21 protein-coding genes are annotated in these 25,078 nt (G+C 68.7%); 7 read left to right on the forward strand and 14 right to left on the reverse strand.

From position 1 onward, the window contains the following. Window positions 1–9: 9 nt before the first annotated feature. The 3 genes from MRBLWH13_RS06950 to MRBLWH13_RS06960 are packed head-to-tail and all read right to left on the reverse strand — an operon-like array spanning window position 10 to window position 4,199. Window positions 10–1,668: a GMC family oxidoreductase gene (locus MRBLWH13_RS06950; RefSeq protein ID WP_341957521.1), complete on the reverse strand. Its 1,659-nt coding sequence runs from the start codon at window positions 1,666–1,668 to the stop codon at window positions 10–12. Beyond that, window positions 1,661–2,575, reverse strand: coding sequence for a YegS/Rv2252/BmrU family lipid kinase (locus MRBLWH13_RS06955; protein WP_341957522.1), 915 nt, complete (start codon window positions 2,573–2,575; stop codon window positions 1,661–1,663). Before MRBLWH13_RS06955 ends, MRBLWH13_RS06950 begins: the two co-directional genes overlap by 8 nt. A 1-nt stretch (window position 2,576) precedes the next feature. Next, window positions 2,577–4,199 carry an FAD-binding oxidoreductase gene (locus MRBLWH13_RS06960; protein WP_341957523.1) on the reverse strand — a complete coding sequence of 541 codons (1,623 nt, stop codon included), beginning with the start codon at window positions 4,197–4,199 and terminating at the stop codon, window positions 2,577–2,579. Window positions 4,200–4,234: 35 nt separating this feature from the next. On the opposite strand from MRBLWH13_RS06960, the gene MRBLWH13_RS06965 reads away from it, so the two are divergent. From MRBLWH13_RS06965 to MRBLWH13_RS06975, 3 genes are all read left to right on the forward strand, one after another. Next, window positions 4,235–4,828, forward strand: coding sequence for a helix-turn-helix domain-containing protein (locus MRBLWH13_RS06965; RefSeq protein ID WP_341957524.1), 594 nt, complete (start codon window positions 4,235–4,237; stop codon window positions 4,826–4,828). Next, entirely contained in the window at window positions 4,825–6,276 is a 1,452-nt protein-coding gene (locus tag MRBLWH13_RS06970) for a glycerol-3-phosphate dehydrogenase/oxidase (protein ID WP_341957527.1), read from the forward strand. Before MRBLWH13_RS06965 ends, MRBLWH13_RS06970 begins: the two co-directional genes overlap by 4 nt. Before the next feature lie 154 nt (window positions 6,277–6,430). Further along, complete coding sequence (locus MRBLWH13_RS06975) at window positions 6,431–7,126, forward strand: SPFH domain-containing protein (protein WP_341957529.1); 696 nt, start codon at window positions 6,431–6,433, stop codon at window positions 7,124–7,126. A 20-nt stretch (window positions 7,127–7,146) separates the two neighbouring features. On the opposite strand, the gene dxs is transcribed toward MRBLWH13_RS06975, so the two are convergent. From dxs to dut, 5 genes are all read right to left on the reverse strand, one after another. Continuing rightward, window positions 7,147–9,087 carry a 1-deoxy-D-xylulose-5-phosphate synthase gene (gene dxs / locus MRBLWH13_RS06980; protein WP_341957531.1) on the reverse strand — a complete coding sequence of 647 codons (1,941 nt, stop codon included), beginning with the start codon at window positions 9,085–9,087 and terminating at the stop codon, window positions 7,147–7,149. Window positions 9,088–9,256: 169 nt separating this feature from the next. After that, window positions 9,257–12,094, reverse strand: a complete 2,838-nt coding sequence (locus MRBLWH13_RS06985) for an aconitate hydratase (protein ID WP_341957534.1) — start codon at window positions 12,092–12,094, stop codon at window positions 9,257–9,259. Between the two features lie 153 nt (window positions 12,095–12,247). Further along, on the reverse strand, window positions 12,248–12,982 hold the full coding sequence (locus MRBLWH13_RS06990) for a DUF3159 domain-containing protein (RefSeq protein WP_341957536.1): 735 nt from the start codon (window positions 12,980–12,982) through the stop codon (window positions 12,248–12,250). Continuing rightward, window positions 12,979–13,566, reverse strand: coding sequence for a DUF3710 domain-containing protein (locus MRBLWH13_RS06995; RefSeq protein WP_056307521.1), 588 nt, complete (start codon window positions 13,564–13,566; stop codon window positions 12,979–12,981). Before MRBLWH13_RS06995 ends, MRBLWH13_RS06990 begins: the two co-directional genes overlap by 4 nt. Then, the gene (gene dut / locus MRBLWH13_RS07000) at window positions 13,559–14,032 is read right to left on the reverse strand and encodes a dUTP diphosphatase (RefSeq protein WP_341957539.1); all 474 of its coding nucleotides are present in this window, start codon (window positions 14,030–14,032) and stop codon (window positions 13,559–13,561) included. The genes MRBLWH13_RS06995 and dut overlap by 8 nt, the downstream gene beginning before the upstream one ends. Window positions 14,033–14,044: 12 nt before the next feature. On the opposite strand from dut, the gene MRBLWH13_RS07005 reads away from it, so the two are divergent. Further along, complete coding sequence (locus tag MRBLWH13_RS07005; RefSeq protein WP_341957541.1) at window positions 14,045–14,509, forward strand: DUF3093 domain-containing protein; 465 nt, start codon at window positions 14,045–14,047, stop codon at window positions 14,507–14,509. A 78-nt stretch (window positions 14,510–14,587) separates the two neighbouring features. Here MRBLWH13_RS07005 and MRBLWH13_RS07010 read toward each other — a convergent pair whose 3' ends face one another. Beyond that, window positions 14,588–14,881, reverse strand: a complete 294-nt coding sequence (locus MRBLWH13_RS07010) for a DUF4193 domain-containing protein (protein WP_056307515.1) — start codon at window positions 14,879–14,881, stop codon at window positions 14,588–14,590. A 196-nt stretch (window positions 14,882–15,077) separates the two neighbouring features. On the opposite strand from MRBLWH13_RS07010, the gene sepH reads away from it, so the two are divergent. Next, complete coding sequence (gene sepH, locus MRBLWH13_RS07015; RefSeq protein ID WP_341957544.1) at window positions 15,078–16,115, forward strand: septation protein SepH; 1,038 nt, start codon at window positions 15,078–15,080, stop codon at window positions 16,113–16,115. Between the two features lie 42 nt (window positions 16,116–16,157). Here sepH and MRBLWH13_RS07020 read toward each other — a convergent pair whose 3' ends face one another. Then, window positions 16,158–17,279, reverse strand: a complete 1,122-nt coding sequence (locus MRBLWH13_RS07020) for a nucleotide pyrophosphatase/phosphodiesterase family protein (protein WP_341957547.1) — start codon at window positions 17,277–17,279, stop codon at window positions 16,158–16,160. Window positions 17,280–17,339: 60 nt separating this feature from the next. Between MRBLWH13_RS07020 and MRBLWH13_RS07025 the strand changes: the two genes are divergently transcribed. Then, window positions 17,340–19,781: a DNA topoisomerase IV subunit A gene (locus MRBLWH13_RS07025; protein ID WP_341957549.1), complete on the forward strand. Its 2,442-nt coding sequence runs from the start codon at window positions 17,340–17,342 to the stop codon at window positions 19,779–19,781. Window positions 19,782–19,822: 41 nt separating this feature from the next. Here MRBLWH13_RS07025 and MRBLWH13_RS07030 read toward each other — a convergent pair whose 3' ends face one another. Genes MRBLWH13_RS07030 through MRBLWH13_RS07045 form a run of 4 tightly spaced genes read right to left on the reverse strand, consistent with a single transcriptional unit; the run spans window position 19,823 to window position 23,827 of the window. Further along, window positions 19,823–20,758: a 3-oxoacyl-[acyl-carrier-protein] synthase III C-terminal domain-containing protein gene (locus MRBLWH13_RS07030; protein WP_341957550.1), complete on the reverse strand. Its 936-nt coding sequence runs from the start codon at window positions 20,756–20,758 to the stop codon at window positions 19,823–19,825. Further along, a complete protein-coding gene (locus MRBLWH13_RS07035) occupies window positions 20,752–22,044 on the reverse strand; it encodes a F390 synthetase-related protein (RefSeq protein WP_341957551.1) in 1,293 nt (430 codons plus the stop codon). Before MRBLWH13_RS07035 ends, MRBLWH13_RS07030 begins: the two co-directional genes overlap by 7 nt. Continuing rightward, on the reverse strand, window positions 22,044–22,841 hold the full coding sequence (locus tag MRBLWH13_RS07040) for an MBL fold metallo-hydrolase (RefSeq protein ID WP_341957553.1): 798 nt from the start codon (window positions 22,839–22,841) through the stop codon (window positions 22,044–22,046). The genes MRBLWH13_RS07035 and MRBLWH13_RS07040 overlap by 1 nt, the downstream gene beginning before the upstream one ends. Continuing rightward, window positions 22,838–23,827, reverse strand: a complete 990-nt coding sequence (locus MRBLWH13_RS07045; RefSeq protein ID WP_341957555.1) for an NAD(P)-dependent oxidoreductase — start codon at window positions 23,825–23,827, stop codon at window positions 22,838–22,840. Before MRBLWH13_RS07045 ends, MRBLWH13_RS07040 begins: the two co-directional genes overlap by 4 nt. Before the next feature lie 32 nt (window positions 23,828–23,859). Here MRBLWH13_RS07045 and MRBLWH13_RS07050 point away from each other — a divergent pair, with 32 nt between their 5' ends. Beyond that, on the forward strand, window positions 23,860–25,077 hold the full coding sequence (locus MRBLWH13_RS07050) for a glycosyltransferase (RefSeq protein ID WP_341957556.1): 1,218 nt from the start codon (window positions 23,860–23,862) through the stop codon (window positions 25,075–25,077). Window position 25,078 lies beyond the last annotated feature (1 nt).

Below are 25,078 nucleotides of genomic sequence, written 5' to 3' on the forward strand. Positions count from 1 at the left end.
CCCCCTTCGTCATGTCTGCTGAACGGGACGCTCGTCGTCGTCGCCGGAGCGCGGCCAGAACGACATCGCACGCTCCGCGAGCGCCGTGATCGTGAGCGACGGGTTCACGCCCGGATTCGCGGGCACAGCCGCCCCATCGACGACGTGCAGCCCCGGATGCCCCCAGACACGGTGGTACAGATCGACGACACCGGTCGCGGGGGACTCCGAGATCACCGCGCCGCCGAGGAAATGCGCGGTGAGAGGGATCCCGAAGACCTCGGGCCATGAGCCCCGAGCCTCGGCGGGCACGCCACCGTCCTTCTGCATGCGCGCGGCGATCGCCACAGCCGCACGGTGCGCCTGCGGCAGATAGCTCGGGTTCGGCTCACCGTGCCCCTGCCTGCTCGTCATCACCAGTCGGCCGAATCGGCGCCGCAGCGTCAGTGTGAGCGAGTTGTCGACGGTCTGCATGACGAGAGCGATGATGCCGCGTTCGCTCCAGCGCCGGAGAGACCCCATACGCAGCTGACGAATCGGCGCCCGAAGGAATCGCCCGACGAGACCGCCCAGTCGGCGGCCGAGCGGCACATCTCCGGGTACCAGGATCGACGCCAGCGCGCCCATCAGATTCGAGCCCGGCCCGTAGCGCACGTTCTCGACATGGGTGCGCTCGTCGACGTGGAAGGAGGTCGTGATGGCGACGCCCTTCGCGAGGTCGAGAGAAGTCGGAACCCGGGCCGAGATCGCGCCGTCGAGAGCCTCGGAATTGGTCCTCGTGAGTCGCCCGACAGCGTCCGACACACGGGGAAGAACGCCCGAGTGCTTCATCCGATGCAGCAGCTGCTGCGTGCCCCAGGTGCCCGCAGCCAGCACGACCTGACCGGCGCGCACGGTGCGGCGATCACGACGCAGCCAGGCACCGCTGCGCACGCTCGTCACGGCGAACCCGCCGCCCGCCAGCTCGCGCACCTCGGTGACGGTGCGAAGGGGCTCGATCACCGCGCCGCGGCGCTCCGCGAGTGCGAGGTAGTTCTTCATCAGCGTGTTCTTCGCGCCGACACGGCATCCGACCATGCAGTTGCCGCAGAGCGTGCAGCCCGTGCGATCCGGGCCCTCTCCCTCGAAGAACGGATCGGGAGTGCGCTCCCCCGGCGTGCCGAACCACACCCCCACGGGAGCACGCCGGAACGTGCTGCCGACACCGAGATCCTCTGCGGCACCGGCCATGATGCGCTCGACGGGACCGGAATGGGGGTACCGCTCGACCACGCCGAGCATCCGCTTGGCCGTCGCGTAGTGCGGCGAGAGCTCGGCGTCCCAGTTCGCGAGTGCGCTCCACTGGGAGTCGGTGAAGAACGCTCGCCCGGGCTGATAGAGGGTGTTGGCGTAGTTCAGCGATCCACCGCCGACGCCCGCCCCCGCGAGGATCATCACGTGCGGCAGACGGTGGATGCGCTGGATGCCGTAGCAGCCGAACGCGGGCGCCCACAGGTAGCGGCGCACGTCCCAGCTGGTCTTCGCGAAGTCCTCGTCTTCGAAGCGGCGTCCGGCCTCGTAGACCCGCACGCGATATCCCTTCTCGACGAGCCGCAGCGCGGAGACGGATCCCCCGAAGCCCGAGCCGATCACGATCACGTCCTCGTCGAACGCTGCGCTCTCGCGTGCTTTCCCTCCGCTGTCAGCCACGACCCGTGTCCTTCGCTGCAGGCACCAGGACGGTGAGCGCGGCCGGGCGGACGCTGACCGTGCACTCGTCCTCGCCGATCCGCTCTCCGTCGGCGTACACGACGAGTCCCGGTGCACTCACCGTCACAGAACGGGCACGTCTGTGCGCCACTTCGCGGCGCGTCAGGTGGGCGCCTCGGAGCAGCAGCGGAAACAGCCGCAGCAGACGAAGGCGGCTCAGCGGCGCCACCTGTACGAGGTCGAGGAGACCGTCGTCGGCTTCCGCGCCGACACACACAGGCATGCCGCCTCCATAGCTCTCGGTGTTGCCGACGGCCACGAGTGTGCCAGGAGCTGCCACGGCGTCGGAGCCGTCCACGGACACCGTGAACTCCATCGGGCTCAGGCGCAGGAGCTCGATCGCGAGGGCGAGGTAGTAGCGCAGCACGCCGTGAGGCCAGCGCAGTCGGTTGGTGAGATCGCTGACCTTCGCGTCGAAGCCGAGAGCGGCGATCGTGAGGAAGAGCGCGACTCTGCCTCCGCTGCGCATCTCTCCGACGTCGATCGCTCTGGTGACTCCGGAGAGCGCGAGCTCCGCCGCGGCGACCGGGTCGTGGCGAGGAAGGCCCAGGGCCCGTGCGAGGTCGTTCCCCGTGCCGGCCGGCACGAGCGCGACGGGTACGGAGGCGCCGCAGACCAGGTCGAGGATGCCGGACAGCGTGCCGTCTCCTCCGACGACCACCAGGACTCGAGGCGCTTCATCGAGAGCCTGCGCCGCGAGCACGAGGCTCGATGCGGCGGAGTGCCCGGTGAACACATGCACGTCCGCGCCGCGAGCCCGCAGATGGGCGAGAGCTGCGGCTGCCTCGCGCCCGGCGCGTCCCTTGCCAGCGGAGGGATTCGACAGCATGGCGATGTGGTCGCCCACGTCAGCGCGTCCGATCAGCGGAGATCACGGCACCGGGATTGAGGATCCCCGTGGGGTCGAGCTCTCGCTTGATCGCGGTCAGGATCCTCACGCCGGTCTCGCCGATCTCCTGCTCCAGCCACGGCGCGTGATCGCGACCCACGGCATGGTGGTGGCTGATCGTGCCGCCGTTCGCGATGATCGCGTCGTTGACACGCGCCTTCACCTGCCCCCAGACCTCCAGCCGGTCGGACCGGATGCCTGCCAGCACGGTGAAGTACAGCGATGCTCCCGTCGGATAGATGTGGGACACGTGGCACATCACGTAGGGCTTGGCCCCGACATCCGTGAGTCCGTCGCGGAGTGCCGCCGTGATCGCGGCATTCAGTATGCCGATGTTCGCCCAGGTGGTCGCCGTCTCGAGCGTCTCGCAGAAGACTCCGGCATCGAGCAGCGCGTCGCGCAGATACGGCCCGTCGAAGCGTCCGTCGAGCCAGTCCTCAGCCGCTCCTTCACCGGAGGAGAATCCGCCAGCAGTAGCCAGCAGCGCGGACGTGCGCGCCCGGCGCTCGGCGATGCCGTCGCCCTCGTACACGGTGACGACCGCTGCACCCTTCGAGAGCGCCTTGCCGATCCGCCCGACCTGAGCCAGACTGACCGCGGTCTCCGCCTCATCGGACAGGCGGATGACCGTCGGCCCGCCGCCGTGCTGCGCCACCGCTCTGAGGGCATCGGCCCCCGAAGCGAAATCCGGGAAGGTCCAGGACTCGAGAACGCGCTCACGCGGAATCGGATGGATGCGGACGCGGACCTCGGTGATCACCCCGAAGATGCCTTCGGAACCCAGGAACACGCGGACCAGGTCGGGCCCCGCGGCAGACCCCGGCGACCGCCCGAGATCGACGTCACCTGTCGGCGTCGCCACCCGGATGCCCGTGACCATGGTGTCGAAGCGCCCGTGGCCCGCAGAGTTCTGCCCCGACGACCGCGCGGCCGCGAACCCGCCGATCGTCGCGTAGCGGAAGCTCTGCGGGTAGTGGCCGAGCTCGTATCCATGCGCGCCGAGCAGCGCCTCTGCATCGGGCCCGGTGGTTCCTGCGGCGAGGACGGCTTCGCCACTGACCGCATCCAGGCGGAGAAGACCGGTGAGTCGGCGCAGATCCAGGCTGATCACGGCATGGTGACGACCGCGTTGCGGATCGAGAGCCCCGACCACGCTTGTCCCGCCGCCGAAAGGGATCACCGCGACGCCGCGATCGGCGGCGACGGCGAGCACGGCAACGACCTCGTCGTGATCGGCAGGAAGCACCACGGCGTCCGGGGCGACCTGATGCGGCAGTCGTCTTCGCAGCAGGTCGGGCGTGGAGCGGCCCCCTGCATGGCGGATCCGAGCCTCGTCAGAGACATCGACTCGATCGTCGCCCACGACGACGGTGAACGCCGTGATGTCGTCGGGAGTCAGCGCAGAGGCATCGAGGAGCACGTCCCCGAGCTCGACGGGCGCGGCGGGCTTGCGGATGCGCCCGAGCAGCAACGGGAGCAGCGCCCGCACGGCACGGGGCAGATCAGCGGCTTTCGCGGGATCACCCCAGCCGTTCCACCGCATCTCCGAGCGTGCGGCGACTCTGCCGTTCTCCTGACCCATGCGTTACAGTGTGACAGATCATGGAAGAACGTCAAGTGACTGCAGAAGCGCGGCTCGCACAGCATCTGCTCTGGGACGCCACCCAGGCGCGCATCCTCGACGCGGCCGACGAGCTGATCAGCCGCAGGGGGGTGCACGGAGTCACCATCGCAGAACTCGCGCGTCGCGCAGGTCACAGCCGTCCGACGATCTACCGCAGCTGGAACGACGCCGACGACGTCGTGCGCTCATCCCTGCTCCGCCGGGTCGCCCGCATCGTCTCGCAGTTCCCGACAGAGCCCCTCACCCGCCACGACCTCGTCGACGACGTGCTCCGTTTCTCGGCGTCCTTCCGCTCCGACGAGGTCTATGGGCGCCTGCTCGCGGACGAGCCCGAGGTCTTCACGCGCTACACGCTGCAGCGCGTCGGATCGAGCCAGCGGTTGATCCTGCAATGGCTCGCCGCAGCTATCCGGACCGCGCAGCAAGGGGGGAGCGTCAGAGCGGGAGAACCGAGCGAGATCGCGGTGATGCTGCTGCTCATCGCGCAATCGGCGGTGCTCTCGCACGGCACCGTCTCGGAGCTCATCTCCGAGCGTTCGTGGGAACGCGAGCTGCGTGCCGCGCTCGACGGGCTGCTCCGGCCGTGACCGCTCACTCCCCCGACCTCAACGTCGCGCGTCGGGCCTCAGACCTCGCTCGGGCCGCCGACGAGACCGTCGACGTGCTCGTGATCGGCGGCGGGATCACCGGCACGGGAGTCGCTCTCGACGCCGCCTCTCGAGGGCTGACCGTCACGCTGCTCGAAGCGGATGACCTCGCATTCGGCACGAGCCGGTTCAGCTCGAAGCTCGTGCACGGCGGCCTTCGCTATCTCGCCACCGGTGACGTCGCGACCGCGAAGGAGAGCGCCCTCGAGCGGCACCTGCTGATGACGGTCATCGCACCGCATCTCATCCGGCCATTGGGCCAGCTGATGCCCTTCGCCGTCGGCGTGACCGCCGCACAGCGCGCCGCCGGCGTCGCAGGCATGGCCATGGGCGATCTGCTGCGGATGCGGGCTCACACGCCACGAACAGTGCTGCCCGGGCCGCGATTGGTTTCGGCGCGCGCCGCCCATGATCTGGTTCCCGCGCTCGACCGCCGAGGACTTCGGGGCGGCATGCTCTCGTACGACGGACAGCTCGTCGACGACGCGCGATTGGTCGTGACGGTCGCCCGCACGGCCGCGGCTCTCGGCGCACGCATCCTCACGCGGGTCCGCGCGCGCCGGCTCCGCAGCGATGGGGCGATCGCCGAAGACGCGCTGACCGGCGAGGCCCTGGACATCCGGGCCCGCTCGGTGATCAACGCAACCGGGGTATGGGCCGGGACCCTCGACGAGTCGATCACCATGCGCCCCAGCCGCGGAACCCACATCGTCTTGGACGCCGCCGACCTCGGACACCCGTCGGCGGCCCTGACCATCCCGCACGAAGGGTCTATCAGCCGTTACGTGTTCGCTCTGCCGCAGCAGAGCGGACGGGTGATCGTCGGTCTGACGGACGAGGATGCTCCGGGCGCTGTGCCGCGGATCGCCACGCCGACAGAGGGCGAGATCCGCTTCCTTCTCACGACCCTGAACCGGGTGCTGGCCGAGCCGATCGGCCGGGAACGCGTGCGCGGGGCGTTCGCGGGCCTCCGCCCACTGGTCGACACGGGCGCGAATTCGACCGCGGACATCTCTCGCCGTCATCTGGTCGCCGCCTCCGACGCGGGGTTCGTCAACGTCCTCGGCGGCAAGCTGACGACGTACCGGCGGATGGCGGAGGACGCCGTCGACCTCGCGGCACGCGTGAGCGGTCTGAACGCCGCGCCGAGTCGGACGGCGTCCCTCCGGCTCACCGACACCGCGCCGAGCTGGTCTCACACCGGTTCAGACACCGACGGCGCGGTGCCCCGCGTGCAGGTCGAGTTCGCGGTGCGCGCCGAGGGCGCGATGACCGTCGACGACATCCTCGACCGGCGCACCAGGGTCGGCCTCGTCGAGGCCGACCGCGAGCGCGTGAGAGTCACGACCGAAGCACTGCTCGCCGAGGTGCTCGCGGACCTCGGCTGAGGAGCCTCGCCTGAGGCGCGCCGAGCCTCGCCCGCGCCCGCGGCGTATCCACCTCGCGGCGTCGTGGGTAACACCGACGGAACAGCGTGTGAACACCGGCATCCGAGAGCGGAGAATGGCCGTGCACAGAAGCAGCAGGCGGCACAGTGGAGTCATGGACATGCTCCTCTCGATGCTCGGTGGTAAGGGAATGTCGGGTCTGTTCAAGACCGGCACGGCGATCCTCACGATCCTGCTGGTCGTGCCGGCCCTGTTGAAGATCTTCGTCGTCACGGTGGATGAGGGGTGGGCGGCGATCCGCACGCGGAACGGCAAGCCGATCATCCGCAACCGGCCGCAGCGGCGGCCCACCTCACGCGGGGGCGCGGTCGGCGAAGTCGTCGTGCTCGACCCCGGTTCACACGGCGCCTTCCCGCTGTTCTACTGGTACAAGCTCATCGACGTCCGCTGTCGCGCGACCGACCTGCCCGCCCGCGAGATGACCGGTGCCAGCGGGCATCAGCACCGGGTGCACGCGTCCTTCGAATGGCGACCATTGGCCACCGGCAGAGATCTGCGAGTATTCGAGCTCGACGTGGTGAACGTGAACGAACGCGCGTCGAACATCGTCGGCGCGGCGCTGCGAGACGTCATCCGGAGCCTCGACGGAGCCGAGCTGCCGCACAATGACGAGATCAACACCCGCGTCATCGCCGCCAGCGCTGACGAGGTCCGACGTGCCTGCGGCGTCGAGCTCGTTCGAGTCATGGTCACAGGCGACGCCCTGACCGACGGCTATCTGCTCTCCACCGCGCTCCGCGACACGGGCCGCGGTGCCGAAGCCGTCGCGGCGCTGCACGCCCTCAACTGACCGGGCGAGCACTCCCGGGATCAGCTCCGCTCGTGCAGCGGAAGATCGACAGTGCCGGTCTCCCCCGACTGGCGAGCGACCGGAATACGAGTCCCGAGAACCTGCGCGACGACGTCCTGCGCGATCTTCGACGCGGTGAGGCCTGCATCCGCGAGGATCTGATCGCGCGAGGCGTGATCGATGAACTCGTCCGGCAGGCCCAGCTCGTCGACCGCCGTGTCGATGCCCGCCTCGCGGAGCACCTGACGCACGCGCGTGCCGATGCCTCCGACGCGGATTCCGTCTTCGAGCGTGATGACCAGGCGATGACGCGCGGCCATGCTGACGATCGAGGGCTGAACAGGGATCGCCCAGCGGGGGTCGATGACCGTCGCGCCGATCCCCTGAGCGCGCAGTCGCTCGGCGACATCCATCGCCAGCGCCGCGAACGGCCCGATCGCGACGAGCAGCACATCCTCGGACTCGCCACGGGCGAGCACGTCGACACCGTCGTGCAGGCGCTCGAGGGCGGGAAGCTCAGGCGCGACGTCACCCTTGGGGAAGCGGATCACGGTCGGGGCGTCTTCGACGAGTACGGCTTCGTCGAGCGCTTCCTGCAGGCGCACCCCGTCGCGCGGGGCGGCGATGCGGATGTGCGGGACGATCTGCAGCATCGCCAGGTCCCACATGCCGTGATGACTCGGACCGTCGGGACCGGTGACACCCGCGCGGTCGAGAACGAACGTGACGCCCGCACGGTGGAGTGCCACGTCCATGAGCACCTGATCGAACGCGCGTCCCATGAAGGTCGCGTACAGCGCCACGACCGGGTGCAGGCCTCCGAAGGCGAGACCGGCGGCCGATGCCACCGCATGCTGCTCGGCGATTCCCACGTCGTAGACGCGGTCGGGGAATCGCTCGGCGAACGGGGCGAGACCCGTCGGGCGCAGCATCGCCGCAGTCATCGCGATCACGTCCGAGCGGCGCTCGCCCACGGACACGAGAGCGTCGGAGAAGACATCGGTCCAGCCGGTCCCTCCCGACGAGAGCGTCTCACCGGTCGTCGGGTCTATGCGCCCGACAGCATGGAACTGGTCGGCCTCGTCATCTCGAGCGGGCTGGTAGCCGCGCCCCTTCTCCGTGATGGTGTGCACGATGACGGGCGCGCCGAACGACTTCGCGAGCTCGAGGGTCTCCATGAGCGCGGGAAGATCATGTCCGTCGACCGGGCCGAGGTACTTGATGTCGAGATTGGAATACAGCGCCTCGTTGTTCGTGAACCTCGAGAGGAACCCGTGGGTCCCGCCCCGCACACCGCGGAACACGGCACGGCCGACGGGCCCGAAGGCGCGGAAGAGGCGGTCCGATTTGTGGTGCAGCTCCTTGTACGCCGCGGCCGTGCGCACTCGGTTGAGGTAACGGGACATCCCGCCGATGGTCGGCGCGTACGAACGCCCGTTGTCGTTCACCACGATGACCAGGTTGCGGTCGTTGTCGTCGGAGATGTTGTTGAGCGCCTCCCACGTCATGCCGCCGGTCAGCGCGCCGTCCCCGACGACCGCGACCACGTGGCGGTCTGCACGCCCGGTCGCGGTCAGTGCGCGCGAGACGCCGTCGGCCCAGCTCAGCGAGCTGGACGCGTGCGACGACTCGACGACGTCGTGCGGGCTCTCGGAGCGCTGCGGGTAACCGGCGAGCCCTCCGCGCACACGGAGCGATGAGAAGTCCTGACGTCCGGTGAGCAGCTTGTGCACGTACGACTGGTGGCCCGTGTCGAAGATGAACGGGTCGTCGGGAGAGGAAAAGACGCGATGCAGGGCGATCGTCAGCTCGACCACTCCGAGATTCGGTCCCAGATGCCCGCCGGTGCGCGACACGTTCTCGACGAGGAATTCACGGATCTCCCCCGCGAGCTCGATGAGCTGATCCTCAGACAGCGAGTCGAGGTCACGGGGTCCTGAGATGCTCGGAAGAATCGGCATCTGCACCTCCTCATAGGCACCGTTCGCGGCATCCGATTCCGGTACGGACGCCTGCTCGATCCTACCCCGGGCATCCGGGAAAGCTCGGAGAGCGACTCCCCCTTGACACAGGCGCTGACACGCGGAAAGGGCCCGGTTCCGAAGAACCGAGCCCTTTCCGACTGTGCGATCAGACCAGCGAACGCAGCACGTACTGCAGGATGCCGCCGTTGCGGTAGTAGTCCGCCTCACCGGGGGTGTCGATGCGGACGACCGCGTCGAACTCGACGACCTGCTTGCCCTCGGGCGAGTCATCGGTCGGGGCGGCGGTCACACGGACCGTCTTCGGGGTGGTGCCGTTGTTGAGCTCCTCGAGACCCGTGATCGAGACGACCTCGGTTCCGTCGAGACCCAGCGACTCCCAGCTCTCGCCGGCCGGGAACTGCAGCGGGACGACGCCCATGCCGATCAGGTTCGAGCGGTGGATGCGCTCGAAGCTCTCGGTGATGACCGCCTTGACGCCCAGCAGGCTCGTGCCCTTGGCCGCCCAGTCACGCGACGAGCCGGAGCCGTACTCCTTGCCACCGAAGATGACGAGCGGGGTGCCCTGCTCCTGGTAGTTCATGCTCGCGTCGTAGATGTACGACTGCGGGCCGCCCGCCTGGGTGAAGTCGCGGGTGTATCCACCCTCGACGACCTGACCGTCGTTGACGGCCGAGACCATCATGTTCTTCAGACGGATGTTGGCGAACGTTCCGCGGATCATGACCTCGTGGTTGCCTCGACGCGAACCGAAGGAGTTGAAGTCCTTGCGGTCCACACCGTGCTCGGTGAGGTACTGAGCGGCGGGCGTGCCTGCCTTGATGTTTCCGGCGGGCGAGATGTGGTCGGTGGTGACCGAGTCGCCGAGGGTCGCCATGACGCGCGCGCCCTCGATGTCGCGCACCGGGGTGAGCTCCATCGTCATGCCGTCGAAGTAGGGCGCCTTGCGCACGTAGGTCGAGTTCTCGTCCCACTGGAAGATGTCGTCGTCCGGGGTGGGCAGGCTGCGCCAGCGCTCGTCGCCGTCGAAGACGGTGGCGTACTGCTTGATGAACTGCTCACGCGAGATCGACGAGTCGACCAGCTCCTGGACCTCGGCCGGGGTGGGCCAGATGTCCTTCAGGAACACGTCCTCGCCGTCCGTACCCTTGCCGAGCGCGTCGTTCTCGAAGTCGAAGTGCATCGACCCTGCCAGTGCATACGCGATGACCAGCGGCGGGCTGGCGAGGTAGTTCATCTTCACGTCGGGGCTGATGCGACCCTCGAAGTTGCGGTTTCCCGAGAGCACGGCGGTCACCGCGAGGTCGTGGTCGTTGATGGCCGCGGAGACCTCTTCGATCAGCGGACCCGAGTTGCCGATGCAGATCGTGCAGCCGTAGCCGACGGTGTAGAAGCCCAGGCCCTCGAGGTCCTTGTCGAGTCCGGACTTCTCGTAGTAGTCCGTGACGACCTTCGAGCCGGGGCCGAGCGTCGTCTTGACCCACGGCTTCTGCTTGAGGCCCTTCTCGAGCGCCTTGCGGGCGACGAGACCTGCAGCGATCATGACGGACGGGTTGGAGGTGTTCGTGCACGACGTGATGGCCGCGAGCGTCACCGCACCGTTGTCGAGGATGTACTTCTCACCCGAGGGCGTGGTGACCGGCACGGGCTTGGACGCATTGGCCGGTGCGCCGCTGTTGATGTGCACCGGTCGGGTCGTCGTGGGCTCCTCTTCACCGGGGACGGAACCCGGGTCGGACGCCGGGAACGAGTGCTTCGACTCGAGGTCGACCACGGAGTCCGAGGTCGATGCGGAGGCGTAGGAGAGGATGTCGTGCTCGAACTGCGTCTTCGCCTCGGAGAGGAGGATGCGATCCTGCGGGCGCTTCGGGCCGGCGATCGACGGCACGACGGTGCCGAGGTCGAGCTCGAGGTACTCGCTGAAGGTGGGCTCGTGGGAGGCATCGTGCCAGAGCTTCTGCTCCTTGGCATACGCCTCGACGAGCGCGACGGCCTCGTCGCTGCGACCGGTCAGACGCAGGTAGTCGAGCGTGACGTCGTCGATCGGGAAGATCGCGGCCGTAGAGCCGAACTCGGGCGACATGTTGCCGATCGTGGCGCGGTTCGCAAGCGGCACGGATGCCACGCCCTCGCCGTAGAATTCGACGAACTTGCCGACGACGCCGTGCTTGCGCAGCAGGTCGGTGATGGTGAGGACGACGTCTGTCGCCGTGACACCGGCCGGGATCTCGCCGGACAGCTTGAAGCCGACGACGCGCGGGATCAGCATCGACACGGGCTGGCCGAGCATCGCGGCCTCGGCCTCGATGCCGCCGACGCCCCAGCCGAGCACGCCCAGGCCGTTGACCATCGTGGTGTGCGAGTCGGTGCCGACGCAGGTGTCGGGGTACGCACGCAGCACGCCGTTCACGTCACGGTCGTAGATGACCTTGGCCAGGTGCTCGATGTTCACCTGGTGCACGATGCCGGTTCCGGGCGGGACGACCTTGAAGTCGCTGAAGGCGGTCTGACCCCAGCGGAGGAACTGGTAGCGCTCGCCGTTGCGCTCGTACTCGATCTCGACGTTGCGCTCGAGCGCGTTCTCGGAACCGAAGAGATCGGCGATCACCGAGTGGTCGATGACCATCTCGGCGGGCGAGAGCGGGTTGATCTTGTTCGCGTCGCCGCCGAGGGCGGTCACGGCCTCGCGCATGGTCGCGAGGTCGACGATGCAGGGAACACCGGTGAAGTCCTGCATGACCACGCGGGCGGGCGTGAACTGGATCTCGGTGCTCGGCTCTGCCGCGGCATCCCATGAACCCAGGGCTTCGATCTGCGCCTTCGTCACGTTCGCGCCGTCCTCGGTGCGAAGCAGGTTCTCAAGGAGAACCTTGAGGCTGAAGGGGAGCTTGTCGAAACCGGGCACCGTGTCGATGCGGAAGATCTCGTAGTCGGTGCTGCCGACCGTCAGGGTGCTCTTGGCACCGAAGCTGTTCACCGTGGACACGAATCCGTCTCCTTCTATTCGGATGGGAGCGACAGGCGCCTCCATCTTGCTCGCCAGCGAGCCCCTGCGGCTAGCAAGGCAGACCTAACCAGTCTGCTCCGCTCAGCCTCCGGGCGAAAGCCTGCAATTTATCTTGATGTCAAGATAAATCTATCACGACTGGACAGGTGCCTCGGCATCCGACGCGCGCGGGTAGAGCGCGCGCACGACGAGCCACGTGACCGCGATCAGCGGTGCGAACAGCGGAAGACCCATGATGAGCTTGAGCGTGCCGAGCGCCGTGACATCGCCGGCGAGGTACAGCGGGAGCTGCACCGCCAGTCGCGCGAAGAACAATGCGGCCCAGGAGACTCCGAGCCAGAAGAAGGCCCGGCGCTTGCGGCGGTCACCGCGCCAGGCGGTGCCCTCCCCCATCAGGAACCCGACAGCGAGGCCGATGAGCGACCATCCGATCAGCGCGGAGACGAGCATCGCCGTGCCGTACACGGCGTTCGTGATCAGGCCGGGGACGAAGTTGTCCTCACCTCGCCCCGTCCAGAGCGCCAATGCCGCAGCGGCCGCAGCGGCCACCAGACCGCCGATGGCCGCGGACGGCGGGGACTTCTGCACCAGCCGCACGAGGGTGAACACGGCGGCGAGCCCGACGGACACTCCCAGAGGGAGGATCAGCGGCTCGGGGCGAATCGTGAAGAGGACGACGAACGCGAGGCTCGGGAGGACGGACTCGAGGATGCCGCGCCACCCGCCGATCGCGGACCAGACCACCTTGTGGGTCGCACCGCTCTCGGTCGGGTCGAGCCCTGCGCGCCGAGCGGCGCCGCCGAGCGCCGCGCCGACGATGTCGGAAGCGGTCTGCTCGCGCTCGGGCTCCGGGGCCGGGGTGGTCACGCGGAGCCGGGAGTCGCGGGCATCTTCAGCGGGATCAGGTCGCGCGGAGGCATCGGAGCCCCACCGCGGACGACCACGATAGACCGGAAGAGGTCCTCGACCTTCGCCGCGGCTTCGAGATCGGAGGCGGCAGCGCCGCCGATCACGCCGCGAAGGAACCAGCGAGGACCGTCGATGCCGATGAACCGGGCGAGCCGCAGCTCCGAGCCCTCGTTCGCGGCCGCCGGCACTTCGGCGAGCAGTTCTTTGCCGAGAGGACCGTCCCGCTCCTCCACGCGACCGCCCTGGCCGCGCACCTGGTCGCGCAGCTGCACTCGCGTCTCATCCCACAGCCCGCCGGAGCGCGGTGCGGCGAAGGGCTGCACCTGCAGCGAGGAGTCGGCGTAGTCGAGACCGACAGCGACGATGCGCTTGGACTGCTCCTCGACCTCCAGGCGGAGATTCAGTCCTTCGCGCGGAAGGATCTTGATTCCGCCGAGGTCGATGTACGGGCGCACGGGGTTCGCCTCGGAGTCGTCGAAGGGACCCTGCGTCGCCCGGTCGTCCGGGGCCGACTTCGAGGGAGTCGCGTTGTTGTCAGTCATTGGCCTGTCCTGCCGAAGGGGAATGGGATCCTGCCTGGTAGCCGGTCGAACCGAAGCCACCCTCGCCGCGGACGCTGTCGGGCAGCTCCTCGACCGGGATGAACGTGGCTCGCGTCACGGGCATGACGATCAGCTGCGCGATGCGGTCGCCGACGGCCACATCGTACGCGCTGCGGCTGTCGGTGTTGATCAGGCTCACCTTGATCTCGCCGCGGTATCCGGCATCCACCGTGCCGGGCGAGTTGACGATCGAGATGCCGTGCTTGGCGGCGAGACCGCTGCGTGGCACCACGAATGCCGCGTATCCCTCGGGCAGCGCGATGCGCACGCCCGTCGCTACGAGGGCTCGCTCCCCCGGGGCGAGGTGAACGGCCTCCGCCGCCACCAGATCGGCTCCGGCGTCGCCGGGGTGCGCGTAACCGGGCACCACAGAGGCGATAATGGGGACATCAACGGAATCAGTCACCCCACGAGGCTAATGCAGAACATCGCTCCTGACGCGCGGACCCGCTACCGCGAGAGACTGTCGCCCAGCCTGTGGCTGCTGGTGACGGTCGCACTCGCGGGCCCGATGGTCGCCCTCATCTTCGTCCCGGTCGGCTCCACGATCGCTCTGATCGTCGGCGCCGTCGTCTCGACACTGCTCGTGATCGCGTTCATCGCCCTCACGCCCGTGGTGTCGGTCGAGGGCGACGTCCTGCGCGCGGGACGGGCGCACATCGAGACTCGGCACCTCGGCACCCCGACTGCGCTGACCGGCGAGGAGGCGCGCCACGCGCGCGGCCCCGGACTGCCTGCCCACGGGTGGCACCTCATCCGCGGCGGCGTGGACGGCGTGGTCGTGGTCCCCAACATCGACCCGGATGACCCGGTCGACGCCTGGACCGTCTCGACCAGGACGCCGGACCGCCTCGCGGCGGCGATCCTCGCCTCCCGGGCCTGACGACAGCCGAGCCACGGACAAAGACGACGCGCCCCTGACCGGAAGGTCGGGGGCGCGTGGAATCTCGTTCGAGTGCGCTCAGGCGGCGCACTCCTTGCAGATGGGGCCGGAGGAGCCCTCGTGATCGAGCTGAGAACGGTGCTTCACCAGGAAGCAGTTCATGCAGGTGAATTCGTCCTGCTGCGCGGGCAGCACGACGACATCGAGCTCGAGGTCGGAAAGATCGGCTCCGGGAAGATCGAAGCTGGACGGGTTGTCCGCATCCTCGTCTCCCGAAGAGCCGGAGCTCTTGTCCGGCACACGCTCCTTGAGGGCTTCGATCGACTCGGAGTCGTCTTCACTCTTGCGGGGAGCGTCGTAGTCGGTTGCCATGTGGTGAATCTCCACTTTCATGCGAGTGGGTGGTGCGCCGTCGGGGTAATCGGCGGCCATAGTTTGCACGACTGCGAGGCAATAAGCAAATGCCCGAGCTTGCGACAGACCAAACTCACGGCACGCCCAGAGTATTCCCGGCTGAGAGGCGCACCGCGTGACACCATGAACGCACACCCATCAGAGGGGCATTCGCATGGAAAACGTCACCATCGTCGGCACAGAAGCAGGTCTGCTCGTACTCGCGACCGAGTCGGGCGAGCGCTTCGCGCTGCCCATCGACGACGTCCTTCACCGCGAGATCCGGCGTGCGACGCGACAGAGCGAGCCGACTGCTCAGCGCCTCGCCGCGAGCCCGCGCGACATCCAGGCGCAGATCCGCGCCGGGCTCACGGCCCCCGAGGTGGCTGAGCTCCTCGGCATCAGCGTCGACGACGTCATCCGCTTCGAGGGCCCCGTGCTGGCTGAGCGCGAGCACGTGATCGGCCAGGCTCTCGCCGTTCCCGTTCTGATCGGGAGCGACGTCGAACCCGACGCGCAGCCGACGTTCGGCACCGCCATCCGCGCCAAGCTCTCCGAGCTCGAGGCCACCGCCGAACGCTGGGCGAGCTGGAAGGACGAGAGCGGCTGGATCATCAAACTCGAGTTCGCTGCCAACGAGGTCGATCACGATGCTCGCTGGAGCTTCGATCCGCGTCGCAGTGCCCTGGCGCCGCTCAACGCCGATGCGACGCAGCTCTCGCGTCAGGGCTCTCTCCCGGAGGGACTCATCCCGCGGCTGCGCGCCGTCGAAGCCGAACGCCAGGCATCGCCCTACAAGGACGACAGCCGCTTCGACTCCGGCGCCTTCGGACCGCGCCTGATCCCTGCCCCCGAGGCCGATATCGAGGACGTGGCCGCGCCCGAGCGCTCCACCGCAGCAGTGCAGGATGCCGCGATCAATCGTGCACCGGAATCGGCCACGACGAGCCCCGAGACCGCCGACCTGCTCGAGGCCCTCCGCCGCCGCCGGGGACAGCGGGAGACCGCACCGGTCCTCGAGACGTCCGAGGACGACCAGGACGACCGCGATCCGATCGCCCTCTTCGACGCCTTCGAGAGCTCCGTTCCCGAAGAGGAGGGCCGGCCGGAAGTCACCCCCGAGCCGGCGAACGACAACTCCGGCCGACGTAAGCGGCGAAACGCCATGCCCTCGTGGGACGAGATCGTCTTCGGAGCACGCACCGACGAGTAGAGTCCGCGGGCCGAGCGCTCCACGGCTCGATGCAGAGGCCGCTCAGCGGGCGAACGCACCGAAACGGAGCAGGGGCACCTGGCGCTCCTCCGGAGTGAGGCCGCCGTGTTGACCGATCATGCCCCGGCTGCGCTGATCCTGCGCGGTCCCGTCATACACCGCGCCATTGCCGCGCGCGACGACGAGCACGTCGCCGATCCGCGACGCGGCTGCGGCAGTGACCTCCGGGCCGAACAGCCCCGCCGCGATCGCTTCCTGACGTGTGCCGACGTCGGCGCGGCCGTCGAGGTCGCGCGTCCATCGATCGGCGACGGCCGCAGCCTCGACGTCGGGATCGACGTAGACGTGCAGCATCCGCGGTTCCCCGCCGATGTGACGCACATCGGCCAGATGCTCGGCTTCGAGCACGATCTGCCGATGCGCGGGTACATCGACCATGCCGTGGTCCGAGGTGACGAGCACTCCGACTCCCGGCGGCACCCGCCAGGACATCGCGGCGTCGATCTCCTCGAGCGCCGACACCCACTGCGCAGAATCGAGGCCGTAGCGGTGGCCCGCCTTGTCCACCTCCGGCAGGTAGCAGTACACCAGCGAACCGGGATGCCGTTCGGCCAGGTCGTACGCGACCTGGACCCGCTCTGCCGGCGTCTGCGCGGCGACGAAGTCGGCACCGCGGAGCGTCGCTCGTGTGAACCCGCTTCCGGCGTATGCGGCGACGCCGACCGCGAAGGTCGGTCGTCCCTCGGCACGGGCGCGCTCGAAGATCGTCGGCGCTGCCTGCCAGGTCGCGGGGTCGATCCCTACGGACTCCCAGCCGGTGAGCTGATTGACCAGAGCATCCTGCGCGGGGTCGAGCACGCTGTAGCCGACGAGACCGTGCTCGCCGGGCCACACGCCCGTGAGGATGCTCGTGAGGGCCGCCGCGGTGGTCGACGGGAAGACCGAATGTGCCACATCCTTCTTCGCCATGCCCGCCGTCAGCGTACGGGCATGCCCGGCATGGGCGCGCAGGCTGATCGCGCCGAGGCCGTCGATCAGCACGAGCACGACGGATGCGGCCCGCGGCAGGGTCGCGAATTCGCCGCGCAGAGCGGCGAACACGTCGTCCGCCACCCCGACGACGCTCCGGACTGCGAGCGACTCGGACGGTAGAATGATGGGCATCCGAGCCAGTCTGACACAGGCTCCCGTACGCCCTCAGCCTCGCACCCATTCAGGATGGCCATGCCGAAGACCCCGCCTCCCGAGCTCGCCCCGGAGAGAATCCAGGACATCGATCTCGAAACCGAGATGCAGGGTTCCTTCCTCGAATACGCCTACTCGGTGATCTACTCGCGAGCGCTGCCCGATGCTCGAGACGGTCTCAAGCCCGTTCAGCGACGCATCCTCTATCAGATGGCGGAGATGGGACTCCGCCCCGACCGCGGCCATGTGAAGAGCGCTCGTGTCGTCGGCGAGGTCATGGGAAAGCTGCACCCGCACGGCGACACGGCGATCTACGACGCCCTGGTGCGGCTCGCGCAGGAATGGGCGCTTCGTGTCCCCCTCGTCGACGGCCACGGAAACTTCGGCTCGCTCGACGACGGTCCCGCGGCGGCTCGTTACACCGAGGCGCGTCTGGCCTCGCCGGCGATGGCGCTCACCGAGAACCTCGACGAGGATGTCGTCGACTTCATCCCCAACTACGACGGCCAGTTCCAGCAGCCCTCCGTGCTCCCGGCCGCCTTCCCCAACCTCCTCGTCAACGGCGCGAGCGGTATCGCGGTCGGCATGGCCACCAACATGGCGCCGCACAACCTGATCGAGGTCGTCGCCGCCGCCACGCACCTGCTCGAGAACCCTGAAGCCACGACCGAAGAGCTCATGGAGTTCGTGCCGGGGCCAGACTTCCCCTCGGGCGGCATCCTGATGGGGCTCGATGGCGTCAAGGACGCGTACACGAACGGGCGCGGCGCGCTCAAGGTGCGAGGCAAGGTCTCCGTCGAGCCCCTCGGACCGCGCCGAACCGGCATCATCGTCTCGGAGCTGCCGTACATGGTCGGCCCCGAACGGCTGATCGAGAAGATCCGCGATGCGGTGCAGGCGAAGAAGCTGCAGGGCATCAGCGATGTGACGGACCTCACGGACCGCAACCACGGACTTCGCGTCGCGATCGGCATCAAGACCGGGTTCGATCCCCACGCGGTGCTCGAGCAGCTGTACCGCCTGACGCCCCTCGAGGATTCCTTCAGCATCAACAACGTCGCACTCGTCGACGGGCAGCCCCGCACGCTGGGGCTCAAGGAGATGCTCCGGGTCTACGTGGCGCACCGTCTCGAGGTGATCACGCGACGCAGCCGGTATCGGCTCGCGCGGCGCGAAGAGCGGCTGCACCTCGTCGAGGGTCTGCTCATCGCGATCCTCGACATCGACGAGGTCATCCAGGTCATCCGGTCGTCCGACGACTCCGAGCAGGCGCGTGCGCGGCTGCGCTCCGTGTTCGACCTCAGCGAGCTGCAGGCCGAGTACATCCTCGAACTGCGCCTGCGCCGATTGACGAAGTTCTCGCGCATCGAACTCGAGACGGAGCGCGACGCCTTGCTCGCCGAGATCGCCGCGCTGCGCGAGCTCCTCGGCAGCGACGTGCTGCTCCGGGCTGCGGTCGCGAAGGAACTGGATGCCGCAGCAGACGCCTACGGCACTCCTCGCCGCACGCTCCTGATGAACGCCGCTCCCCCGAAGCCCCGTGCGACGAAGGGAGCGGTCGATCTGCAGATCGCGGACGCGCCGACCGTGCTCGTCCTCTCGACGACCGGTCGAGCGGTGCGGGTGGATCTCGGCGAAGGCCAAGAGCTCTCGCTGCCACCTCGCCGCAGCAAGCACGACGCGATCCTGACGACGATCGAGACGACGGTCCGTGCCGAGATCGGCGCGCTGACGACCGAGGGTCGCGTGCTGCGGTTCTCGCCAGTCGACCTGCCGTCGGTGCCGTCGTCGTCCGTTCAGCTGGCCGCAGGAGCGCCGCTGCGCGACTACCTCGGGATCACCACCCGAGGAGAGCGCATCCTGGGCTTCGTCCGTTTCGACAGCGAGGTGCCGATCGCGCTCGGCACGGCACAGGGCACCGTGAAGCGGATCGTCCCGTCGACGCTTCCCGTGCGACCCGATCTCGAGGTCATCGGCATGAAGCCCGGTGACACGGTGGTCGGTGCGGTGGCTGCGCGAGACGATGACGACCTCGTCTTCGTGACGACCGACGCCCAGCTGCTCCGGTTCTCCGCGTCCGCCGTGCGACCACAGGGTGCACCGGCGGGTGGCATGGCCGGCATCAAGCTCGGCGCAGGTGCCTCGGTGCTCTTCTTCGGTGCGGTGACCCCCGAGTCCGACGCCGTGGTCGCCACTGTGTCCGGAGGCGACAGCAGCCTTCCGGGAACCGAACCGGGCCGCGCCAAGGTCTCGTCGTTCTCCGAGTACCCCGCGAAGGGCCGGGCGACCGGTGGCGTGCGCGCGCATGCCTTCCTGAAAGGCGAGGACCGTCTGACGGTCGCCTGGGTGGGACCGAGTCCGGCGCAGGCCGTCGACCCGACCGGTGCCGTGCGCAAGCTCCCCGACGCGGGTGCACGTCGCGACGCCTCGGGGCAGCCGATCGACGGTGTGATCGGCAGCATCGGTCGCACCCTGGTGTGAGGGCAGGTGGGCCGGGCGTCAGTCCCCGCCCGGACCGCCTCTCAGAGTCGGAGCGCGAGGATGTTGGCAGTGAGGCCCGCTGCCGTGCCGCAGAGGATCACGGTGTCACCGGTGCCGACCCGACCGCTCTCGAGCGCGCGGGCCAGCATGAACGGCACCGATGACGACACCATGTTGCCGAACTCTCTGACCTCGTCGATGCGGCGTTCGACCGGGATGCCGAGGCGATCGAGCATCGGTCCGAGCGCGGCCGATGCCTGATGGGGCACCCAGAGCGCGACATCGTCGTAGGAGATCCCCGAGCTCCGGTGGAACGCGTCGAAGAACTCAGGCAGCACGCGCATCATCCCGAGCAGCGCTCGGCGTCCGTCCATGTCGAACAGGTAGTCGGCGGGGTCGGCCGTGGCATACGCCTGCGCGGGCGAGCCGGACAGCCCTCCCCTGATCTCGGTGTCGTGCGCGTAGGCGGGCCAGGTGCGCTGAGCGCTCGCGATCACGCCCCGGTCGGCGTCTGCGGAGCGGCGGAGCACGACGGCTGCACCGGCATCGCTGAAGAGCTCGAAGCTCTCGCGCTGCTCGGGATTCAGGAAGCGTGTTCCCACATCGCCCGCGAACACGAGGATCGTCTCGTGGTCGCCGGCGTCCAGGTACCGAGACGCGACGTCGAAAGCCGTGATGAAGCTCGTGCAGGTCGAGTTGACGTCGAAGGCGGCCGCATGACCGGTGAGCGTCAACCTCTCGAGCACGAGCGCGGCCGTGCACGGGATGGGCTGGATGCCCGCTGCCGAGGCACCCACGACGAGGTCGATCTGATCCGCCGTGACGCCCGCGTGCGAGAGCGCCCGTTCGCACGCCTCGGTCAGCATGTCGAGATGCGACACGTCGTCCTCGATGCGATACCGCGTCTCATCGCCGAATCGCACCGTCCGAGCGGGAAGCGACGTGCCCCACCCGACGATCTCGCAGTTCCTCACCATCTCCGGTCCCCCCATTCCTGCACCACCCGGCGCAGCTTCACCGAACCGTCTCTCACATAGTCCACGAACGTGAGCTCGGGCCGCTCACAGCCGAGTCTGTCGGCCAGCGTGCCCACCTCGTCCTCGACGCGGCGCCGAGACCGATCATCGACCGTGTCCAGGGCGATCTGCAGCCGCGACGCGCCGATCTGAGTGATGCGGTACTCGTCGAAGCCGTCCGCGTAGAGAAGCGCACGGGTGATCACATCGGCGAAGACCGGGACGTCACGCCCGTCGAGGCCTCGGAAGACCAGCGTGTCGCCCTCTCTGCCCTCGATGCGCTCGATCGCCGTGAGCGCGCTGCCGCAGGGGCAGGGTCGATCCCGCTCACGGAGGACGTCGCCGAGCCGATACCGCACGATCGGCTGCGCGCGTCGGCGGAGGTCAGTGATGATCGGCGTGAACCGCTCGGCATCCAGCGCCTCGCGCTCGACGAGGATGTTGTCCTCGTTCAGGTGGATGACCCCGCGCTCGCAGGTGTGCGCGAGGAAGCCCTCCGTGCACTGGTAGAGCTGGTGCAGGAGAGGCTGTCCGAGCGACTCCCTGATGCGCTGCTCGTCGGCGATCTCGAGCACTTCGGCCACCGAGTACACCCGCTGGGGCACGACGTCGAAGGCGCCCGCATCGGCCGCTCGCGCGATCAGTCTCAGGACAGACGGCGGGGCGACGAGGATGGTCGGGCGGTACTCCTGCAACCGGGCGATGTTCTCGTCCATATCGGAGTACACGTCGAAGTACCGGAACGACACCGCGCGCGAGGCGACCGACTCGTAGAGGCTGTTGTCCGCCCGGAGGAACAGCGCGATCCGATGCCCGAGCAGCCTGCCTCGAGGGAGGGTGCGGGCGAGCACCGTCCCCACCCAGGCATCGCGTTCGGGGCTGCTGACCACGAACAGGCCGCGGTGACCGCTCGTCCCACTCGAGAGCCCGACAGAGTTCGAACCCAGATCCGCCTCGAAGTCTCGGGAGCGCTCGTTCTCGATCGCGAGGGCGAGCGCCTCGTCGCGTCCGGCGCCCACGGTGTTGATGTCGTCGAAGCGGCTCATCATGACGCTCTTGTCCATCAAGGGAAGCTCGGAGAAGTGACGGCTCGCCAGCTGCTCGCGGAAGTACGCTGATCGCTGCCGCAGGAACCTCAGGTGAGACCGCAGCAGGCGTCGCTGCCGCCGCTCGACCGCCGCCCTCGTGTGCAGCGGCCGCAGCCACCGCACCGCGACGAACTCTCGCAGGATCGCGAACTTCGACATCAGTCCAGCAGCTCTTTCGCGCCGAGCGGGTCATGGCTGCATACGATCCGGATGCCGGCGGACGCCAGGTCGCCGAGAACACGGGTTGTCGCGGCGTACCGATCCGCATCGTGCTGGACGAGCCGGGGCAGCGTCTTCAAACCCGCGGATGCGTCGACCAGGTCTCTTCCCCAGGCCGCATCCCCCGCCAGCAGCACTCGGCGCTCGATCAGCGCACCCAGGTGCCCGTCGGCATGGCCTGGAAGGTCGACCACCAGGTATGAGCCGTCTCCGAAGAGGTCGTGAGCGCGCAGTGCGACACCTCGGATCTCGACCGTCGAGAATGCGTCGGCATCGAGCACCACGCCGTCTGTGCCCGGAAACCACTCGGGGAACAGCCCAGGGAGCACCCCCGTGCGGAGCCGAGGCGCGGCGAGGGTCCGCACGTGCCCGGCGCTCAGCACGAAGGTGGCGCGCGGAAACCGACGGACTCCCCCGACATGGTCCGGATGCAGGTGAGACAGCACGACGTGCGTGACGGATGCCGGGTCGACGCCGTCCGCTCGCAGACGTGCGCCCACGTCATCCTCGTCATCGACGGTCGGCGGGAGCAGACGCCGGTAGACGGCACCGCGCCAGCCCGTGCGCCACTCACCCGTCGCGTAACCCGTGTCGAACAGCACGCGCCGCCCGTACGAGTCGTCGTACAGGAACACTCCGGACGGGAATTCACGGACTCCGTGCGGCGCGTCGTGGAACATCGCACCGACATCGTGCGAGGTGCTCCCGCACACGTAGTGGCGGAGTCGGGCGGTCACGCGCTCGCCCTCAGGTGGGCGGCGACAGCGGCGAGGGCATCATCCAGCGTCACCTCGGGTCGGTATCCGAGCTCCTCCTGCGCACGCGAGATGTCGAGGGTCTGCGAGTAGGCGATGGTGCTGAGCGTGTAGCGGGTGAGCGGAGGTTCGGGCCGCCCGGGCAGCACCGCGCACACGCCCTCCAGAGCAGAAGCGATCGCCCAGGCGACACGTCTGCTCATCGGCCGGAACCGAGGCGTCTGCCCCATGAGATCGAGCAGTGTCGTCAGCAGCTCGCGGAATCGCCGAGGGTCTCCGTTCGAGATGTTGTACACCCCTCCGGCACCGTTTCCTTCGGTCACCGCCAGTCGCAGCGCCACAGCGACGTTCTCGACCGCGGTCACGTCGATGAGGTTGTCGCCGTCGTCGAAGAGCGGCACGCCGATCCGCGTGTGCACATCGAGCAGCCTCGGCACGAGGCTCGGATCCCCCACTCCGATGAGCCCTCGAGGGCGAAGGATCACGACCTCGGGGATCGTCCCGGCATCCATCGCCTCGAGCAGGAGGTCCTCGGCGGCGATCTTCGACCGGATATAGCCGTTGAGGCGATTGCTGCGATCGACATCGGGCTCCCGGATCGCGACGCGGTCGTGGGCCGCCGCGTACACACTCGGAGACGACACGTGCACGATCCTTCGCACGCCGTTGCGGCGGGCGAATTCGACGACATGCCCTGTGCCCTCGATGTTCGCCTCGCGGAAGTCCCTCCACGGACCCCACGGCGTCGACAGCGCCGCACAGTGGATCACGGCATCCATCGGGAGATCGCGGGTGCGGAGCGAGACGAGATCGCCGGGAACGCAGTGATCGCCGTCCGCGACCCGGGTGAGGGCCGCGGTGTCGCGCCCCGCCGCGAAGACCTCGTACCCCTGGCTCTGCAGCTCGGGCACCACGTAGCCGCCGAGGAACCCACTCGCCCCCGTCACCAGCACACGGGCTCCGGACATGCACATCACCCTAGCCGCCCTATTGTGGTCGAGTGCGCATCGCCATGGTCACCGACTACTACCTGCCGACTCTGGGCGGCGTGCAGACCGTGATCAAGGCGCACAGGGAGGCTCTGGAGCACGCCGGGCACGAGGTCTTCGTGTTCGCTCCTCTGGCTGAGCCCAGTGCCGATCCGCACGTCGTGCGGCTGCCCACGGCCCGTGGCTTCGCGCCGGACGGCTATCCGTTCACGTGGACGCCGGCAGCGGCGGCGGCGGCTCTTCGCGACGGTCTGAGCATGCACCGGATCGAGATCGTCCACGTGCACACCGAGATGTTCGCGGCGCTGGCCGGCTTCGAGGCCGCGCGGGCCCTCGGCATCCCGATCGTGCAGACCATGCACGGGCGCATCGACGTCTACACGCGATCCGTGCTTCCCCTTCCCTCGGTCACGACGGCGTTGCTCGCGGCGATGCATCGACGACGTCTGAGCCACGACCGGGCGCGCATCGACTCGACCGCCGCGTATGCGAAGACGCGCATGGCCCAGCGGATGTGGCGGCTCATGGTGAGTCAGGCGAACCACGCCGACCAGGTGATCGTGCCATCGGCGCATTTCGCGGCGAAGCTGGTCGCCCAGGGCGTGCGGACGCCGCTCACCGTGCTGTCCAACGGGCTCGAGTCGAGTGTGCTCGACCGGGTCGGCGCGCCGACGCCGCGGATCGTCGCGCCGGACGAAGAGCTCCGCGTCGTGTGGTGCGGCCGACTGTCGCCCGAGAAGCGGCCTCAGGTCTTCGTCGACGCCCTGCGGCAGTCGCCCGGAGTCCGAGCCGAGATGTTCGGTGACGGTGTCGCGCGTCGCACTGTCGCGGATGCCGCGGCGGATCTGCCGTCGGGGCGCCTCACGGTGCACGGCGGAGTCCCCCAGTCCCGGGTGCTCGACGGCATGCGTCAGGCTCACGTGCTGGTGTCTACCTCGCTCGACTTCGACAACCAGCCGATGGTCATCCTCGAGGCGATCGCGTCGGGGCTGCCGGTGATCGTCACCGACCCTGACCTCGCCGAGATGCTCCCGGACGGCGGCGGAATCGTGACCGACACCCCGGATGCGTCGGGGCTCGCGCATGCTCTCCGCGCGCTGCGCGACGACCCGGCCGCTGTCCGGTCGATGAGCACGGCTGCGATCTCCCACCGCGATCAGGTCGCGCAGGACACCCACCGCGATGCTCTGATCGCTGTGTACCGCGCGGCACTGTCGCTCGCGCGGTGAC

The organism is Microbacterium sp. LWH13-1.2, assembly GCF_038397735.1.
Classification (GTDB): domain Bacteria; phylum Actinomycetota; class Actinomycetes; order Actinomycetales; family Microbacteriaceae; genus Microbacterium.

Coding starts and splice junctions, on each gene's coding strand:
- MRBLWH13_RS06960 (WP_341957523.1), bottom strand. CDS start 4,199: ATGGGTCAGGAGAACGGCAGAGTCGCCGCACGCTCGGAGATGCGGTGG.
- MRBLWH13_RS06975 (WP_341957529.1), top strand. CDS start 6,431: ATGGACATGCTCCTCTCGATGCTCGGTGGTAAGGGAATGTCGGGTCTG.
- dxs (WP_341957531.1), bottom strand. CDS start 9,087: ATGCCGATTCTTCCGAGCATCTCAGGACCCCGTGACCTCGACTCGCTG.
- MRBLWH13_RS06995 (WP_056307521.1), bottom strand. CDS start 13,566: ATGACTGACAACAACGCGACTCCCTCGAAGTCGGCCCCGGACGACCGG.
- MRBLWH13_RS07005 (WP_341957541.1), top strand. CDS start 14,045: ATGCAGAACATCGCTCCTGACGCGCGGACCCGCTACCGCGAGAGACTG.
- MRBLWH13_RS07010 (WP_056307515.1), bottom strand. CDS start 14,881: ATGGCAACCGACTACGACGCTCCCCGCAAGAGTGAAGACGACTCCGAG.
- sepH (WP_341957544.1), top strand. CDS start 15,078: ATGGAAAACGTCACCATCGTCGGCACAGAAGCAGGTCTGCTCGTACTC.
- MRBLWH13_RS07020 (WP_341957547.1), bottom strand. CDS start 17,279: ATGCCCATCATTCTACCGTCCGAGTCGCTCGCAGTCCGGAGCGTCGTC.
- MRBLWH13_RS07025 (WP_341957549.1), top strand. CDS start 17,340: ATGCCGAAGACCCCGCCTCCCGAGCTCGCCCCGGAGAGAATCCAGGAC.
- MRBLWH13_RS07030 (WP_341957550.1), bottom strand. CDS start 20,758: ATGGTGAGGAACTGCGAGATCGTCGGGTGGGGCACGTCGCTTCCCGCT.
- MRBLWH13_RS07035 (WP_341957551.1), bottom strand. CDS start 22,044: ATGTCGAAGTTCGCGATCCTGCGAGAGTTCGTCGCGGTGCGGTGGCTG.
- MRBLWH13_RS07045 (WP_341957555.1), bottom strand. CDS start 23,827: ATGTCCGGAGCCCGTGTGCTGGTGACGGGGGCGAGTGGGTTCCTCGGC.